Raw genomic sequence first — 15,361 nt, 5'->3', positions numbered from 1 at the left:
GTTTTCTCCCTCTGGTCGGTTCGCGGAGCAAGGGCCCCACGCAAGCCGGTGCAATCTAACCGCTCCGGACTACTGTGTGCACTGTGCTGCATCTATACATTCAACGCATTGCGAAGCATTCTTGTTCCAGCGGATCTGGTCCGACCGGACAAACACTCAATTATACCGGTAGGTGTCCCCGCCGCCAAACGTAGCGAAGCACCTGGGTAGAACAGGCAGGGGGCCGCTCCGCCTGAATGGCGGCGCGGCCCCTGCCGGTAATATGCCGGGTCAGGCTCAGGGCTGTTTGGCGGGTTCCTCGTCGAAGAGTCCGCCACCGGAGCGTGGATCAGGATTGGTGCCGCCGAGCGCGTTGCCAATGCCCTTCAGTGCTTCCCCGACTTCGCTGGGAATGATCCACAGCTTATTGGAGGACCCTTCCGCAATCTTGGGGAGCGTCTGCAGGTACTGATACGCGAGCAGCTTCTGATCGGGATTGCCCTTGTGGATGGCGTCGAAGACCTTTTGGATGGCCTGTGCCTCACCGTCCGCGCGGAGAATGGCAGCCTTGGCGTCACCTTCTGCCGCGAGGATCGAAGCCTGCCGCTGGCCTTCGGCCGTAAGGATGGCTGACTGCTTGGTACCCTCAGCGGTGAGGATCGCGGCGCGCCGGTCCCGCTCGGCCCGCATCTGCTTCTCCATCGAGTCCTGGATGGAGTGGGGCGGGTCGATCGCCTTCAGCTCGACGCGCGAGACCCGGATTCCCCAGCGGCCCGTGGCCTCGTCCAGGACGCCGCGCAGTTGACCGTTGATCTGATCGCGGGACGTAAGGGCCTCTTCGAGGTTCAGGCCGCCAACGACGTTACGCAGGGTGGTGGTGGTGAGCTGTTCCACTGCCTGGATGTAGTTGGCGATTTCGTAGGTGGCCGCACGCGGATCGGTGACCTGGAAGTAGACCACGGTGTCGATGGAGACCACCAGGTTATCTTCGGTGATGACGGGCTGAGGCGGGAAGGAGACCACCTGCTCCCTGAGGTCAAGGAGCGGCAGGAGCCGGTCCACAAACGGGATCAGGATGGTGAGCCCCGGGTTGAGGGTGCGCTGGTACTTACCTAGACGTTCAACGACGCCGGCCCTCGCCTGCGGAATGATCCGCACTGAACGGACCAGAACAATTATCACGAACACGATTAGGACCACCAGCACAATGGCTAAGGCGACTCCTCCTGCGTTATCCATACATCTCCCTATCCCCAATTATTGGGCTGTATCCAACACTGTCAGTGACGCTGAAACTACGACGGGTCTGTTTGCTCCTGCGGGGCGGACACCACAGCTGTGGCGCCATCGATGGCCGAGACAACGGCCCTTTGGCCGGCGGGCAGTACAACGCCGGCGGACCGGGCGCTCCACACATCGCCGCCAATTTTCACCAGGCCGCCCGTGGAGCTGACTGCTTCCATCACCAGGGCTTGCTCGCCAATCAGCCGGTCCACGTTGGTGCGCTGATCGGCGGGGCCCTTCTTCAAGTGGCTGATGGCCACCGGGCGGACAAAAGCGATCATCAGCAGGGACACCACGCAGAAGACCACGATCTGCAGCCACAGGTCAGCGCCGGCAAAATCCGCAACGATGGCGGCGAGCGTTCCGCCGCCGAGCATGATGAAGAACAGGTCAAGGGTGATCATCTCGATCACCGCGAACGCGAGGAAAGCCGTGAGCCACAGGGCCCACCAGTTTTCGCCAAGCCATTCGAACATTCCGTCCCCCTTGACCCTCCGGTAGCTGTCTATTTATCCTAGTCCGCCGGAATGCCGCACGGCAGGTGGTCAGGAAGAGGGCCGGGGAACGTGGCCAAGTCGTTACTCTGGGCGCCGTGCCGGGCGAAAGACGGTGATCCGGAACAGAGCCTCAACGTCGGAGGCAGGTTCGCCTGTGTCCAGCCTGGCTGTGAGTGCCACGCGGTCCAGGTGATGCCCCGCCGGGCCCATGAAGGCCAGGTCAGCCATCTCACTCGGGGTCAGCATCATCCGGACATCAACGTCGCGGGTTGATTCGGCCACGAAGAATCCGGCGAGGGACTCTGCCAGCCTCGTATCCTTTTCGTCTTCGATAGCCAGCATCCCGGCCTTGACGGCCAGTGAGGCCAGGTGTCCCGCCCGCGGCGTCACCACCACCAGCCGGCCGTCGGGGCGGAGGACCCGGGCGAATTCGGCGGCGTTGCGGGGTGCAAAGATCACAGTCACCACGTCGACGGCGGCGTCCGCCACCGGAAGCGGCTGCCAGACATCGCAGGCCAGGTTGACGGCTTCCGGGTTGAGGCGGGCGGCGCGCCGCAAAGCGAATTTGGAGATGTCGAGCGCGACAGCGGTGACGTCGTCGCTGACCCGCCCGACGTCGTCGAGCACTACCCGCAGGTAGTGGCCCGTACCCGTTCCCGAATCGAGGACAGTGAACGGGGTTCCGGGGTGAACCGCGGCGAGGACAATGTCTGAGACGGCGTCCGCCAGGGGACGGTAGTGCCCGGCATCGAGGAAATTGAAACGGGCCGCCACCATGTCCGCAGAGTCAGCTTCGAACACTGTGCCCTTGCCCACCAGCAGGTTGTAATACCCCTGCCTGGCAGCGTCAAAGCTGTGCCCGGCTTCGCACACCAGCGCCGGCCGCGACTCTTCTCCGGCGCGGGAATGGACCGCCAACTCGTGGCCGCACAACGGGCAGCGCAACGGCGGGGGAGGGGAGGACGGCATAGCCACTATCTTAGGGCGGTGCCGAACGTGCGGCGGTGCCGGACGCGGTGACCGGCATCGCCCCACGCGGATGGCCCGACGTGCCGCTGTCCGCCGCGGGCGTGCTCAGGTTAGGCTCACGTGGGTGAAGCCAGAACACCTAGTGCTGTTGAATTCCGTTTCGCCGCCGGCAGTGCATCCGGACGGCAGCCGCGCTGTTGTGTCGGTGAACAGGCCGGACCTCGATGCTAATTCATATGTCGGTCAGTTGTGGACTGTCCCGGTGGATCAGGAAAAGCTGCCCCGGCGGATCACCCGGGCTTCCGGGACACCGCCCCCGCGTTCTCACCCGACGGACTGGTTCTCGCCTTCCTCCGGGCCGACGGGCCGTCGTCGAAAGCCCAGCTTTGGGTGGTGGAGGCCGACGGCGGCGAACCGCAGGTGATCACCGACAGGCTTCTGGGCGTGGAGGCTTTCTCGTGGTCTCCTGACTCACACCGGATAGTTTTCAGCTCGCGGGAGCCGGAGGCCGGACGGTACGGCACCGCAGCTGACGTCGCGGCGGGAGCAGAAGAGCCACGCCTGATTTCCACTTACCGGTACAGGCTTAACGGCGTCGGCTACACCCGCGACAAGCCACTGCAGCTGTTTGTCGTTGAGGTCCCCGAACTTGGCGGCGAGCCCGATGCCAGCAAGCCTGACTCCAAGCAGCTGACGGCGCTCGCCACTGACGCTGGTACCGGGACCTTTAGTGCTGACGGCTCCTGCGTCTACTTCACAGCGGCGCTCCCGGACGACGACAGGCTGGCCACTGCCATCTACCGGGTGTCCGGCGCGGGAGGCCTGCCCATGGCCGTCGAAGTGGCCGGCCCGGCAGCCCAGTCAGTGGTGGACGTCCGCGAATCCAAGGATGGCCGATGGCTGTTTTACATTGCCCGGGATCTCGGCGGGTCCGGCAGGGACTTTGTAGCGCAAAACGCCGTGCTGTTCTGCGTGCCCAGCGGAGGCGGCACACCGGTTCCCTTGACGGACCCGGAGATGATGGACGTCTCCGCCCCGGGCAGCCGGATTGAACTGCGCGGCCCTGACCGCGCCCTGGTACTGAACCATGCGCAAGGGACCGTGGAGCTCCTCGAGTTGGGGGCAACAGGTGGCCATTCGCTGCCCGTGCACGGGGACAGAACCGTGACCGGGGCCGCCTGGGCGGGCGGCTCGCTGTTCGTGGCTTTTGCCGATCCGTCCACCTGCGGGGACCTTGCAGTGCTGGAGGACGGACAGTTGCGGATCCTGACAGACTTTTCGGCCGATCTGCGGACCAGGACAGACATCGTGGTGCCGCAGGAAGTCACGTTTGACGCGCCGGACGGCTATCACGTGCACGGCTGGGTGCTGCGGCCCGCCGGTCAGGGACCTCACCCTGTCCTGCTGAACATCCACGGCGGTCCGTTTACCCAGTTCACCGTGGCTCTGTTCGACGAGGCCCAGGTGTACGTGGCAGCCGGCTACGCGGTGCTGATGTGCAACCCGCGGGGCTCCGCAGGCTACGGCCGGGACCACGGGCTGGCCATCAAGGGCCGGTTCGGGACAGATGACATGCAGGACGTGCTGGCGTTCCTTGACGGTGCGCTGGCGAAATTTTCCTCGCTTGACGCCGGGCGCCTGGGAATCATGGGCGGTTCTTATGGCGGCTACCTCACCGCGTGGACCATCGCGCACCATCATAGGTTCCAGGCCGCCATTGTGGAGCGGGGATTCCTGGACCCGGTCAGCTTTGAGGGCTCGGCCGATATCGGCTGGTACTTCGGCAGCGAGTACCTGGGTGACTCAGTGGATGCGCTGGCCGCCCGGAGCCCGCTGGGACATGCAGCCCAAGTCCGCACGCCAACCATGGTGATTCATAGTGAAAACGATCTTCGTTGCCCGTTGGAACAGGGCCAGCGCTACTACACGGCGTTGAAGAGGCAGGGAGTGGAAGCTGAGCTGCTGATTTTCCCTGGTGAAGACCACGAACTCTCCCGGTCAGGCCGGCCGCTGCACCGGCGGCAGCGGTTCGAGCACATTCTCCGCTGGTGGTCCCGGTTCCTCCCGACAGCTGCGAATCCTGCCGAGATACCGCCGGGGTAACCGGCACCCTCGGGGCTATTCGGGCAGGAATCCCAAAGCGGCGCGGGCCTTGCCAATACCCGGCTCCACCCAGTTGGCGGCGTACTCGGCATTGCTGCTCAAGGACCTCAGCTCCGCACGGTCCACGTAGAGGGTGCCCTGCAAATGATCTGTTTCGTGTTGGACGATCCGGGCCTGCCAGCCCTCGAATTCCTGCTCCGCGCCCCGGCCGTCAGCCGTTTCATACTGGAGCAGCACCCGCTCGTGGCGCAGCACCACAGCCTGCAGGCCGCTGAGCGAGAGGCACCCTTCAAAGAAGGCCGCGGTTTCAGGGCTCAAGGGCGCATAACGCGGGTTCAGGATGGCCAGGAAATCCAGCGGCGTACGGTGTCGCACGGCAGCCGCCTCCGGGTCGACGTCGAACTGATCCTCGAGGACCGCCAGTTGGAGCGGAATCCCAATCTGGGGAGCGGCGAGTCCTACTCCTGGCGCCTCATGCATGACATTGCGCATGAGAGCTGTCAGCTGCTGGAGCTCGGTGTCGCTGATTTGGCCGTCGAAGGCGGCGGCCTGCTGCCGGAGCACGGGATGCCCGGCCTGCACGATGGGCGGCAAAGCACCTGCGGCCAGGATCTCCTGGACCTGTTCCCGGAGCTGCGCAGGTGTGAACGGAGTGGGCGGCGATACGGCAATCATGGGGAAAGCCTAACCGCCGGCAGACCGGTGGCAGCAGCCCGGTCGGCTAGTGTCGATGCCATGGCAGAACTGACTTCGTTGGAGTCCACAGCGCTGGGCCGTGTCCTGGATTTTGTCAGGACGCTCGAGGCCGGAGGCGGCGGCGACGCCATCAGGCCCTTCCTCGCGGCTGATTTTCGCCTGTTCGAGGCGCCGCATCTGCTCGCTCCGGAAGGGTCAACCCGGACTCGGAAACAGGTGCTTGCAGGCGCCGACCAAAGCGGCGAGGTGGTAGCGAACCAGAAGTTCGAGATCCGGCGCACGACCTGCCAGGACGGCCGCGTTGTCCTGGAGGCGGACTGGTCGGCAACCGTCCTGATGGACCTGAAATACTGGGATGCCGGCGACACGATCCGCGCACGCACGTCATCAGTTTTTGAGGTCCGCGATGGCCTGATCGTCAGCCAGGACAGTTACGACTGCTACTTCCTGGATTCCTGAGCCAAAGCCGTGCCGCCCCACGGTCACTGCATGGTGAAGCGCCGGGCCACCAGCCTGTTCGCGGACGGAAGTCCTGCCACTGTGCCAAACGCCAGATTCCGGACGGCCAGGAACGGCAGCGCCACGGGGCGGCCCAAGGACATGTTCAGCCCCGCTTGCCACCGCGCGCGGCGCGCGGCGCTGCGCCGCCGGGATGCATAACCATGGAGGTCACTGCCGACGGCCCTGCCCGCTAAAGACGCACAGATAATCGGTGCCAGCTCTGCCGCGTCGAGCCAGCCGAGGTTCATGCCCTGGCCGCCAATGGGGCTGATTTCATGTGCTGCGTCGCCAACGAGCACGGCGCGCCCCGCCACCAGCCTGCCCGCCACCGACGACCTGGGACTGAAGGCGCTCAGCATGGTGTTCGTCGCCGGATCAGGCCGGACCCCGGTGCGGTGGTGGACCAGCCGGGACAGTCCGCCGGCGTCCATGGCGGGTGCAGGCCTGCCCATCCGGACCACCCACCGGCGGAGGCCGCCGGGAAGTGGAAAGGATTCCACAATCCCCCCGGCTTCCAGGTACAGGACAGCCTGCTGCCCGTAGTCACCATCTGCCCCGAAGTCGCCCATGACGTAGTGGTCTGGATACGTTTTTGTGCTCACCCGGATGTTCAGCAGGCTGCGCACCGATGACCGGGCCCCATCCGCGGCGACAAGGAGTGGTGCACTCATCTGACCGCCGGCACCGGGCACCTCCGGCGCCGCCACCGCGACGGTGACCAGGCCGCCGTCGTCCGTTACTTCCGTGACCCGGGCTCCCCGGATCAGAGCGGTGCCGTCGAGGTCCTGAACGCGCTGTTCAAGGAGGGATTCCGTCGTGAACTGGGGGAGTGACAGCACAAACGGAAAGCGGTCCGACACGGCGGCGAAGGACATCGACCCGACAGTCCTGCCCCGGCTCAGCCCAATTCCGCCGCGGATCGGCACGCCGGCAGCCACCATGGCTCCGGCCACGCCCACCTTGTCCAGGGCCGCGAGGGCAGGCGGGTGAATGCCGATGGCCCTGGAGTGCTGTTCACGCTGGAGCCGCTGTTCCAAGACCCGGACCTGCACCCCTTCCTGAAGAAGCAGGGCAGCCAGGTAGAGGCCCACCGGCCCGCCGCCCACGATTACGACATCAGCCATCGGGCTGGTCCGGACGATGGACGAGGACCTGGTGGAAGGGCGGGTGGGGCTGGACGCGCCAGCCCGGGGGTGCGGCGGCGTTAAGTTCAGCCGGTGTATAGCTGCGCCGGATGGAGACCAGACCGTCAGAGCGGATGAAGGAGCCCCGGAAAGGCAGTGCCGCGAATGAGAACAGACCGTAGGCTGCGATGCTTCGGCGCAGGTCATTATGCAGGCAAATCCGGCGCGCCAGGGTCTGCGAGTCTGTGAGTAACCGGTCCAGGTCCGGCGGCTGCAGGTGATGGATGACGTGGTTGGAAATTACGACGTCGAACCGTCGCCCTTCGCGGACCAGCTCGCCGCTGCCCGCGTGCACGAACCTGACGTTGGAGGTGTGGGGGCGGCTGGCTGCAAAGCTGTGGGCTCTCGCGTCCGGGTCGAGGCCGGTGACGTCGAGCTTCAGCCTGTCCCGTCGGGACCACTGCGCGAGCAGCCTTGCCAGGTCACCTCCGCCGCTGCCGATGTCCAGGACGGTGGTGACGGTGTTTGCGGAAAGAAGGGGCCGCAGTTCCTGGACGTAAAGCAGCCGCCAGCCGGAAAAGAGGCGGTTGACCAGGCCGAACTGCCGGTACGTCCGTTCGAGTTTGACGGGATCGCAGTCGGACGCGTCCATCAGTTCGACGGCCTCCGCGGCCCGGCGCCGCATCAGCAACACAGGCTTAAGCCCGTGAATCGGCCGCCGCCCGGTCCTCGATCCGTTCCTCGGACCGGGCGTTGCTTGGCTCAACAGCGGGTTTCGGCGCGCCGGCTTGGCGGAGTTTGGTGAAGAGTCCCGTTTCCACGGTGAGTCCTGGACCGAACGCCATGGAACAAATGCGTTCTTCGCCTTCCATGGTCGGCTGCTCCAGGATGTGCTTGAGCACAAACAGCACGGTAGCGCTGCTCATGTTGCCGAACCTCCGCAGCGTTTCGCGTGCGGGGACCAGCTGCTCGTCCGTGAGTTCAAGGCGCGACTGAACCTTGTCCAGGATGCTCCGGCCGCCGGGATGAATGGCCCAGTGGCGGATGTCGCGATAGGGGAGACCGAGCAGCGAATGGTCGCGGGACAACAGCGGTTCGAGGGCACCAATGATGTGGTCATCGATAATGTGCGGCACGTAGTTGCCCAGGACCATTTCGAAGCCGTGATCACCGATGTTCCACGCCATGGATTCTTCGCCCACCGGCGTCAGCACGGTCTCGAAGTGGTCCAGTTGGAGCAGGGCCGGCGCGTCCGGAGCGTTGCGGGCGGTGACGATGGCGGCAGCCGCACCGTCGGCAAAAAGCGCGGACCCCATGATGGTATCCGGATCGTTGGACGTCCGGACGTGCAGGGAGCAGAGCTCAGCACAAACCACCAGCACAACGGCCTGCGGATCTGCCTCGCAGAACGACTTGGCGGCCCGCAGCGCCGGGAAGGCTGCGTAACAGCCCATAAATCCGAGGTGATACCGCTGGACGGCAGGGTCCAGGCCCAGCGCCCGAACAATTTTGTAGTCGGGACCGGGGTTGAAGAACCCTGTGCAGGAAACGGTAACGACATGAGTTATGTCAAGTAACGTGAGGTCCGGGCAGGCGTCCAGTGCTGCCTGAGCGGACTCGGTGAAGAGCTTCGTGACCTGTTCGGCGAAGATCTCGTTACGCACCTTGGTGGACGGATTCAGCAGAAGGCCTGTGGCGGGATCAAAGAATTGCGGATCATCCGAACGGTAGGCCCTGGTCATTTCTTCGACCGCCGTATGACGGGTGTCGATGGCCGCCGAATCGAAACACGTATTCACCAGGCGTGAGCCCAGCCTGGTCAGACCGGGCTGGGCCGCGAAAACGTCACGAGCTTCGGCCTGGACCAGCACTGTGGGCGGAACAGCAGTTTCCAGTGAGCGCAAGTAGACCGTCATTGGTTCATTCTTGGCGAGCACCGGGGATATGACAATGGCCTGGCCTGCAGAAATGCCGTTCAATGCGGGCTGCAGCTGTTTGTCGAACGGTCACGGATTGCCCCGCTTCAGCACCTCGCAAATAACGCCGATAATCTACATTATGTCAAGTAGTAATCCAATTCCAGAGTTGAGTTCGGCGCAGGGACTGAGCGACGGCTTATGACATCATGAAGCGCGCCAACGCCCTCACCGCCGGCGGATCGAGCCCGCCAGCTTGGAAGAACTTCCGGCATGCTCACAGCCCCGGCATCTGCCGGCCCGCGTCGACCCGCTCCAGTCCGGCTACAGCTTGCGCATCCTCAAGACCTTCGGATCGCCAAAACGGCCCCCGGATGATGCCTCTCCCCCGCGCCTTTCCGGGGTTTCCGCTAACCCGGCCAGTGGAGAACATGTCACGCTGGCGGCCTGCGGTCGGTAAGGAGCACTGACTGAGGATGCCTAACCTTCGCACTCGATGCAGTACGAGTGGCCGTTGCTTTCGCGTGCGAGTTGAGACCGGTGCCGGACGAGGAAACACGAATAGCAGGTAAACTCGTCCGCGGCTTGGGGAATGACCTGAACGATGAGCTCCTCGGCCACGATCTCTCCACCGGGGGTCAGGCCCTCATCGAGTGCATCCGCTTCGTCCAGTTCATTGACGACGCTGCGTGCATCCGGGGCGTTCGCAGACTGCAATGCCTCCAGGGAACGGTCCTGGGATTCCTTGACGTCGGAACGGACTTCGTCGTAATCGGTTGCCACTTTGGGGATTTCTCATTTCTGATTCTCGATGTTCTTTCTGACGAGACTGCAACGTACACCAATGCGAAGTTGTTCCCAAAGGACGAGCCTATTCGGGGCAACCCGGGTAACCCGCCCTTGCGGGATTGCGGCGATTGCGGCGATTGCGCCCAAGAGTGACACCACGGGGCGCCAGCGAACCTTTTCTTGTCCCATCCTCACCTTCCACGCATCGCCGACCCGGAGTGTTTCCACGCTTACGAACGGCCGATCAGCTCGGCCACGCGATCGATTTCTTCCTCCAGATTGTAGAAATGTACGGAAAGCCGGATGTTTCCGGCACGGACGGCGGCCCGCACGTTGGCCTGCTGAAAGCGGGCCAGGACTGCGTCGGTGTCTGTGACCTGGACGGACACGATGGTTGAGCGGTTCCCGTCCGCGAAGCGACGGAAGGATAGGCCGTGCGCCGAGAGTGCGTCCAGCAGCCGCATCGTCAGTTGCGAATTGCGTGCCAGCAGCTTGTCGGTGCCGAACCGGCTGAAGATGCCGAGTGCAGCCTTGTCAGCCATGGCAGGAAACCACGCCAGCGAGGTATCGAGCTTCGAGGCAGTGGGTGACAGGTCCATGGCTGGACCGTAAAAACTCTCTGCCGGCTTTCGGGCTGCCTTCCACCCGGGGCCAACGGGCTGGATTCGGTGCAGCAGGTCGCGACGGACATAGAGGTATCCCATTCCCCTGGAGCCAAGCAGGAACTTGTGACTCGCCGAGGCCAGGAAGTCGACTCCGTCCCGCACGACGTCCAGCGGCACGGCCCCGGCAGCCTGGCAGCCATCGACGAACAACCATGCCCCCGACTTTGCGGCTACGTTGCTGATGGCCCGCAGATTGGCGCGATAACCATTTGCCGACTGGACCGCGCTCACAGCGAGCAGGCGCGTTCCGCCGTCGGCAGCTTGGCTGAACTCCTCGGCCGACATGCCGTCTCCCCCGGACGCCACCGAACGGACTTCGTAGCCACGCTCCCGAAGCATGAGCCACGGGTAGTAGTTGGATGTGAACTCGTGCGCGGCGACCACCACGTTTTCGCCTCGCTTCGCCGGCGGCAGATTGGCGGCGACTATCCCGGCAGCCGTGCTCACCGCCGGTACGATGGCGATCTCCCCCGCTCCAGCGCCGATTATCGCCGCGAAGGAGGCCCGGGCGTCCTCCCCTGCCCGTTCCGCCTCGGTCCAGTCGAACCGGCCAGAGGACCAAAGCTCAACTGCCCGTTCATAGGCTTCCCGCGCCGGCGCAGAGCCCACGTTCATGCTTGCCGTATTGAAATACATGGTCTCTTGGAGCCCGGGGAAAAGCTGGCGGATTTCAGCTGCTTCCATCAAAACCACTCCTCATATGGAACGGAATCAGACCATCCTATGGCCGCCGTTTATGCACAGCCAGATGCCTCCGCAGGTCGGGGATAGGCAACAACAGCCGCTATCGCGACCTGGCGGCGGCCCGCCGTCGAGCGTCTGGAAACAGCGGCCGCAGCAAGTAGTCCGCCCCGAAAAGTCGAGTACGTTCTACGGATGCCTGGCGGATGCCGGGATCTTAGTCTCGTTGCATGGCGGCACGCTGGGTAGTCTGCTTCCCTCGCATCACTGGGCAGATCAGTGTCGATCTTTCCGCACTTTGGAGAAAGCGGCATTGTTCAGTTCCTGGCACTTAGGACGTCATATGCTGCAAACCCTCATCGCCCAGACCCGGGAACAAGCACTGCACGACGCCCCGGGCAGGCCTGTGATCATGCTTAGGCCGGTTCCCGTCAGAGTGCGTTCGGTGATCGGAAACGCCATCGCCTATACGGTCACGCACGTGCTGGTCGAGTGGGAGACGGAGGACGGGCACCACGTCCGGTGGGAGGCCAACTGGCTGGTGCACCGGGTGCCGTAGTGCCCGTGCGGGCGGCGCACCGCGCTAGGCTCGGAGCTATGACTTCCTCCCCCCGGCAGCAATCCGTCCGCGGCAGCACGCCCGCCATAGCGGCCGCCGCGCTGGCCGACGCCATCCTGATCCTCGTTTTCGCCGCGATCGGGAGGGACGCACACCAACGCGCTGACGTCATCACCGGAGTCTTCCTCACCGCCTGGCCATTCCTCGCCGGCGCCGCCCTCGCCTGGCTCGCGGCCAGGGCCTGGCGGCGGCCGCTGTCGCTTCCCATGGGCGTGGCAATCTGGCTGGGAGCGGTTGGGGGCGGCATGGTCCTGCGGGCAGTAACGGGCCAAACAGTGGTGCTCGCATTCGTCATTGTCGCGCTCCTCAGCCTGGGGGTGTTCCTGGTGGGCTACCGTGCACTCTTGGCGCTCGTACGCAGGCTGCGGAAGTCCTGACCCCGCGCACGGCACGCGCCGCACCCAGGCCTCTGAGGTGCGGCCATGTAATAGGCTGGCAGGACCACAGAGACCTGCCGGGGCACCGCTACGGCCTACAGATCCGGAAGGATTGAACCAGTGATCACCGCATTCGTTCTGATCAAGACCGACGCCGCACGCATCCCGGAGACCGCCGAGGAGATTTCCGCGATCCCGGGAATCAGCGAGGTCTACTCCGTAACGGGAGAATGGGATCTGATCGCCGTCGCCCGCGTAGCCCGCCACGAGGACCTTGCCGATGTCATCGCCGACAAACTCTCGAAGGTTCCGGCAGTGGTGCACACCACCACCCATATCGCCTTCCGCGCATAAATGGCGGGCCCGGCAGATCTGCCGGGCCCGCCATTCTTGGTTTATACGTCGCTAAGGCCGGGTGAGTGCGACCCACTTGTCCAGGACAGTGGCGGCGGCACCCGACTCAATTGACTCCGCAGCACGGGCCAACGCCGACCGCATGCGGTCCAGGAACGGGCCATCGGCAGTGGCATCAAATGCCACCAGTCCGGCCGCCGCATTGACCAGCACGGCGTCCCGGGCCGCTCCGGCCTTACCGGCCAGAACATCACGCACGACGGCGGCATTGGCTTTGGCGTCTCCGCCGCGGAGTTCTTCCACAGTCGCCGGACGGATGCCGAGATCGGCAGGCGAAAAGGTCAACTCGGTGACGGCGCCACCACGGATCTCCCAGACTGTGGATGGCCCCGTTGTGGTCAGTTCGTCCAGCCCGTCGTTGCCCCGGAAGACAAGCCCACGGCTCCCCCGCCGGGCCAAAACGCCCGCAACGAGCGGAGCCATCCTTGCGTTGGCAACCCCAACAGCTGAAGCCTGTACCTGGGCAGGATTGGTCAGCGGTCCCAGAAAATTGAAGGCGGTGGGTATTGCCAGCTCCCGGCGGGGCACTGCGGTATGGCGGAACGACGGGTGGAAGACCTGCGCGAAGCAGAAAGTTATGCCAGCTTCCTCCGCATTGCGTGCCACGTGAGCCACCGGGAGGTCGAGCCTGACGCCCAGCGCCTCCAGTACGTCGGCGGAGCCAGAGGAAGACGAAGCTGCACGGTTGCCGTGTTTAACCACCTTTGCCCCTGCGCCGGCCGCTACCAGGGCGGCCATGGTGGAAATGTTGACCGTGTTCAGCTGGTCGCCGCCAGTGCCCACAATGTCCAGCTTCTCACCGGGGATGCTGATGGGCGTGGCGTGACGCAGCATCGCCTCCACCAGACCCGAGATCTCATCAACGGTTTCACCCTTGGCGCTGAGGGCAACAAGGAATCCTGCTATTTGGGACGGCGTTGCCTCGCCGGACATAATCCTGTCCATGGCCCACGCGGTGCTGTCCGCTGTGAGGTCGGTGCCGGTGATGAGCGCTGAGATGAGCCGGGGCCAGGTGTTGCTGTCCGCCGGCGCGGTTGCCTGAGAAGTCACCTCCTGATGCTATCGAGCCACCCAAGCCCTGACCAATGCGAACGTCTCCGGGAACTTTTCCGGGCAATTTCGCGTCTTTGTAGAAAAAGTCCCCCGAAAAGGCGGTTCGCGTTGGGATGTACGGACTTTTATAGACATAATGTCTATGTGACATCTGCGACCCATGCCCCCAGTACCCCGGCGCACCCGACGCTGAACCGCCCCAACATGGTTTCTGTAGGAACCGTTGTTTGGCTTTCCAGCGAGTTGATGTTCTTCGCCGGTCTCTTTGCCATGTACTTCACACTGCGCTCCACGAGCGGACAGCTGTGGGCCGAAGAGACAGCCAAGCTCAACTTCCCCTTTGCGCTCGTTAACACCATCGTCCTCGTGGCCAGTTCCTTTACTTGCCAGATGGGCGTATTCGCCGCCGAACGGCTGCAGCCCCGCAAAACGGGTGGACCCTTCCAGTTCGCCCGTTGGGGCATGAACGAATGGTTCACCCTGACCTTCATCATGGGCGCAATCTTCGTCGCAGGCCAGAGCACGGAATACGCCATGCTTGTTTCAGAGCACGTCTCGCTCTCATCCAACGCGTATGGTTCAGCTTTCTACATCACCACCGGCTTCCACGGCCTGCACGTTATCGGCGGCCTAATAGCCTTCCTCTTCATCATCGGACGCTCGTTCGCGGCGAAGAAGTTTGGCCACTTTGAGGCGACGTCCGCAATCGTCACGTCCTACTACTGGCACTTTGTGGATGTTGTTTGGATCGGCCTCTTCCTGGTCATCTACGTCCTGAAGTAGTCAAGCTTTGATTCCTTTTCTACAAGAGGCAGAATTTCAAGAAGCGGCTCACGGAGCCGGCGCAGGATCGAATAAAGGAACCACCACGTGAAGGCTCTCTCGCAAAAGCGGCGTCACCCACTCGCAGTTATAGCGCTGCTACTGATGGGACTACTCGTCACTGGGGGGCTCTACGCCGTTGCCACCACCGTCAACCAGGCGAAGGCTTCCACCACCAGCTACAGCGCAAGTGACACCGCCGAGGGCCAAAAGCTCTTCGAAGCGAACTGCGCCACCTGCCATGGCATGGGCGCCAGCGGCACCCAAGCCGGCCCCTCGTTGGTAGGTGTCGGCGCAGCGGCTGTCGATTTCCAGGTCGGTACCGGCCGCATGCCGATGCAGATGAACGGACCCCAGGCCTACAAGAAGCCTGCCCAGTTCAACGACACCCAGACCCATCAGCTTTCAGGCTATGTTGCTTCGCTGGGTGCCGGCCCGGCAATTCCTGAAGAACACCTGTTAGACGAAAAAGGTGACGCTGCGGCAGGTGGAGAGCTCTTCCGCGTGAACTGCGCCATGTGCCACAACGCAGCTGCTGCCGGCGGCGCCCTGACCCGTGGCAAGTTCGCCCCGGCCCTCGCGGACGTTTCCGGCAAGCACATCTACGAAGCGATGGTCTCCGGCCCGCAGAACATGCCCGTCTTCAACGACGCGAACGTGACGCCCGAGGGCAAGCGCGACATCATCACCTTCCTCAAGCAGATCGAATCCAACGGCTCCCCCGGCGGTGCGGAACTGGGCTCCCTTGGCCCGGTCGCCGAAGGCCTCTTCGTCTGGATCGCAGGACTCGGCGTCATCATCGCCTTTACGATCTGGCTGACATCCCGAACGTCCTAGGACGCCGGGATCCCTAAAACTTCTGCTGCCCAGTC

The 15,361-nt window shown here is 63.9% G+C and carries 17 protein-coding genes; 7 read left to right on the top strand and 10 right to left on the bottom strand.

The features are described 5' to 3' along the window. Positions 1-276: 276 nt before the first annotated feature. The 3 genes from AC1DIM_RS03145 to AC1DIM_RS03135 all read right to left on the bottom strand — a co-directional run bounded on the left by AC1DIM_RS03145 (position 277) and on the right by AC1DIM_RS03135 (position 2,729). Positions 277-1,218, bottom strand: a complete 942-nt coding sequence (locus tag AC1DIM_RS03145; protein WP_477709032.1) for an SPFH domain-containing protein — start codon at positions 1,216-1,218, stop codon at positions 277-279. A gap of 56 nt (positions 1,219-1,274) precedes the next feature. Further along, positions 1,275-1,739, bottom strand: coding sequence for an NfeD family protein (locus tag AC1DIM_RS03140; protein ID WP_477709031.1), 465 nt, complete (start codon positions 1,737-1,739; stop codon positions 1,275-1,277). Between the two features lie 102 nt (positions 1,740-1,841). Beyond that, a complete protein-coding gene (locus AC1DIM_RS03135) occupies positions 1,842-2,729 on the bottom strand; it encodes a putative RNA methyltransferase (protein ID WP_477709030.1) in 888 nt (295 codons plus the stop codon). Positions 2,730-2,978: 249 nt separating this feature from the next. Here AC1DIM_RS03135 and AC1DIM_RS03130 point away from each other — a divergent pair, with 249 nt between their 5' ends. Beyond that, entirely contained in the window at positions 2,979-4,832 is a 1,854-nt protein-coding gene (locus AC1DIM_RS03130) for a S9 family peptidase (protein ID WP_477709029.1), read from the top strand. Positions 4,833-4,847: 15 nt separating this feature from the next. Here AC1DIM_RS03130 and AC1DIM_RS03125 read toward each other — a convergent pair whose 3' ends face one another. Beyond that, complete coding sequence (locus AC1DIM_RS03125) at positions 4,848-5,507, bottom strand: peptide deformylase (RefSeq protein ID WP_477709028.1); 660 nt, start codon at positions 5,505-5,507, stop codon at positions 4,848-4,850. A 60-nt stretch (positions 5,508-5,567) separates the two neighbouring features. Here AC1DIM_RS03125 and AC1DIM_RS03120 point away from each other — a divergent pair, with 60 nt between their 5' ends. Continuing rightward, complete coding sequence (locus tag AC1DIM_RS03120; protein WP_477709027.1) at positions 5,568-5,987, top strand: nuclear transport factor 2 family protein; 420 nt, start codon at positions 5,568-5,570, stop codon at positions 5,985-5,987. A 23-nt stretch (positions 5,988-6,010) separates the two neighbouring features. Here the strand turns inward: AC1DIM_RS03120 and AC1DIM_RS03115 are convergent, their stop codons facing one another. The 5 genes from AC1DIM_RS03115 to AC1DIM_RS03095 all read right to left on the bottom strand — a co-directional run bounded on the left by AC1DIM_RS03115 (position 6,011) and on the right by AC1DIM_RS03095 (position 11,207). Continuing rightward, the gene (locus tag AC1DIM_RS03115) at positions 6,011-7,153 is read right to left on the bottom strand and encodes an FAD-dependent oxidoreductase (protein WP_477709026.1); all 1,143 of its coding nucleotides are present in this window, start codon (positions 7,151-7,153) and stop codon (positions 6,011-6,013) included. Further along, positions 7,146-7,838 carry a class I SAM-dependent methyltransferase gene (locus AC1DIM_RS03110; protein WP_477709025.1) on the bottom strand — a complete coding sequence of 231 codons (693 nt, stop codon included), beginning with the start codon at positions 7,836-7,838 and terminating at the stop codon, positions 7,146-7,148. Before AC1DIM_RS03110 ends, AC1DIM_RS03115 begins: the two co-directional genes overlap by 8 nt. A gap of 13 nt (positions 7,839-7,851) precedes the next feature. Beyond that, entirely contained in the window at positions 7,852-9,069 is a 1,218-nt protein-coding gene (locus tag AC1DIM_RS03105) for a type III polyketide synthase (RefSeq protein WP_477709024.1), read from the bottom strand. A gap of 480 nt (positions 9,070-9,549) precedes the next feature. Further along, positions 9,550-9,852: a DUF4193 domain-containing protein gene (locus AC1DIM_RS03100; RefSeq protein WP_123255587.1), complete on the bottom strand. Its 303-nt coding sequence runs from the start codon at positions 9,850-9,852 to the stop codon at positions 9,550-9,552. Between the two features lie 236 nt (positions 9,853-10,088). Continuing rightward, positions 10,089-11,207 (bottom strand): aminotransferase class V-fold PLP-dependent enzyme, encoded by a 1,119-nt coding sequence (locus AC1DIM_RS03095; protein ID WP_477709023.1) that lies wholly within the window; start codon positions 11,205-11,207, stop codon positions 10,089-10,091. A 340-nt stretch (positions 11,208-11,547) separates the two neighbouring features. On the opposite strand from AC1DIM_RS03095, the gene AC1DIM_RS03090 reads away from it, so the two are divergent. The 3 genes from AC1DIM_RS03090 to AC1DIM_RS03080 all read left to right on the top strand — a co-directional run bounded on the left by AC1DIM_RS03090 (position 11,548) and on the right by AC1DIM_RS03080 (position 12,554). Next, positions 11,548-11,763: a hypothetical protein gene (locus AC1DIM_RS03090; protein WP_477709022.1), complete on the top strand. Its 216-nt coding sequence runs from the start codon at positions 11,548-11,550 to the stop codon at positions 11,761-11,763. 38 nt (positions 11,764-11,801) lie between these two features. Further along, positions 11,802-12,200, top strand: a complete 399-nt coding sequence (locus AC1DIM_RS03085) for a DUF3054 domain-containing protein (RefSeq protein WP_477709021.1) — start codon at positions 11,802-11,804, stop codon at positions 12,198-12,200. A 120-nt stretch (positions 12,201-12,320) separates the two neighbouring features. Beyond that, the gene (locus AC1DIM_RS03080) at positions 12,321-12,554 is read left to right on the top strand and encodes an Lrp/AsnC family transcriptional regulator (RefSeq protein ID WP_477709020.1); all 234 of its coding nucleotides are present in this window, start codon (positions 12,321-12,323) and stop codon (positions 12,552-12,554) included. A gap of 51 nt (positions 12,555-12,605) precedes the next feature. Here the strand turns inward: AC1DIM_RS03080 and trpD are convergent, their stop codons facing one another. Next, complete coding sequence (gene trpD / locus AC1DIM_RS03075) at positions 12,606-13,664, bottom strand: anthranilate phosphoribosyltransferase (RefSeq protein ID WP_477709019.1); 1,059 nt, start codon at positions 13,662-13,664, stop codon at positions 12,606-12,608. Between the two features lie 147 nt (positions 13,665-13,811). Between trpD and ctaE the strand changes: the two genes are divergently transcribed. Together ctaE and qcrC are read left to right on the top strand one after the other, a co-directional pair. Further along, positions 13,812-14,450 carry an aa3-type cytochrome oxidase subunit III gene (gene ctaE, locus AC1DIM_RS03070; RefSeq protein ID WP_477709018.1) on the top strand — a complete coding sequence of 213 codons (639 nt, stop codon included), beginning with the start codon at positions 13,812-13,814 and terminating at the stop codon, positions 14,448-14,450. A gap of 87 nt (positions 14,451-14,537) precedes the next feature. Further along, positions 14,538-15,326 (top strand): cytochrome bc1 complex diheme cytochrome c subunit, encoded by a 789-nt coding sequence (gene qcrC / locus AC1DIM_RS03065; protein ID WP_477709017.1) that lies wholly within the window; start codon positions 14,538-14,540, stop codon positions 15,324-15,326. The last annotated feature ends 35 nt before the right edge of the window (positions 15,327-15,361 follow it).

Source organism: Pseudarthrobacter sp. 01T43 (assembly GCF_056398665.1).
Note: the sequence above shows the minus strand (reverse complement) of the source record. Positions and strands in the feature narration are given on the sequence as shown.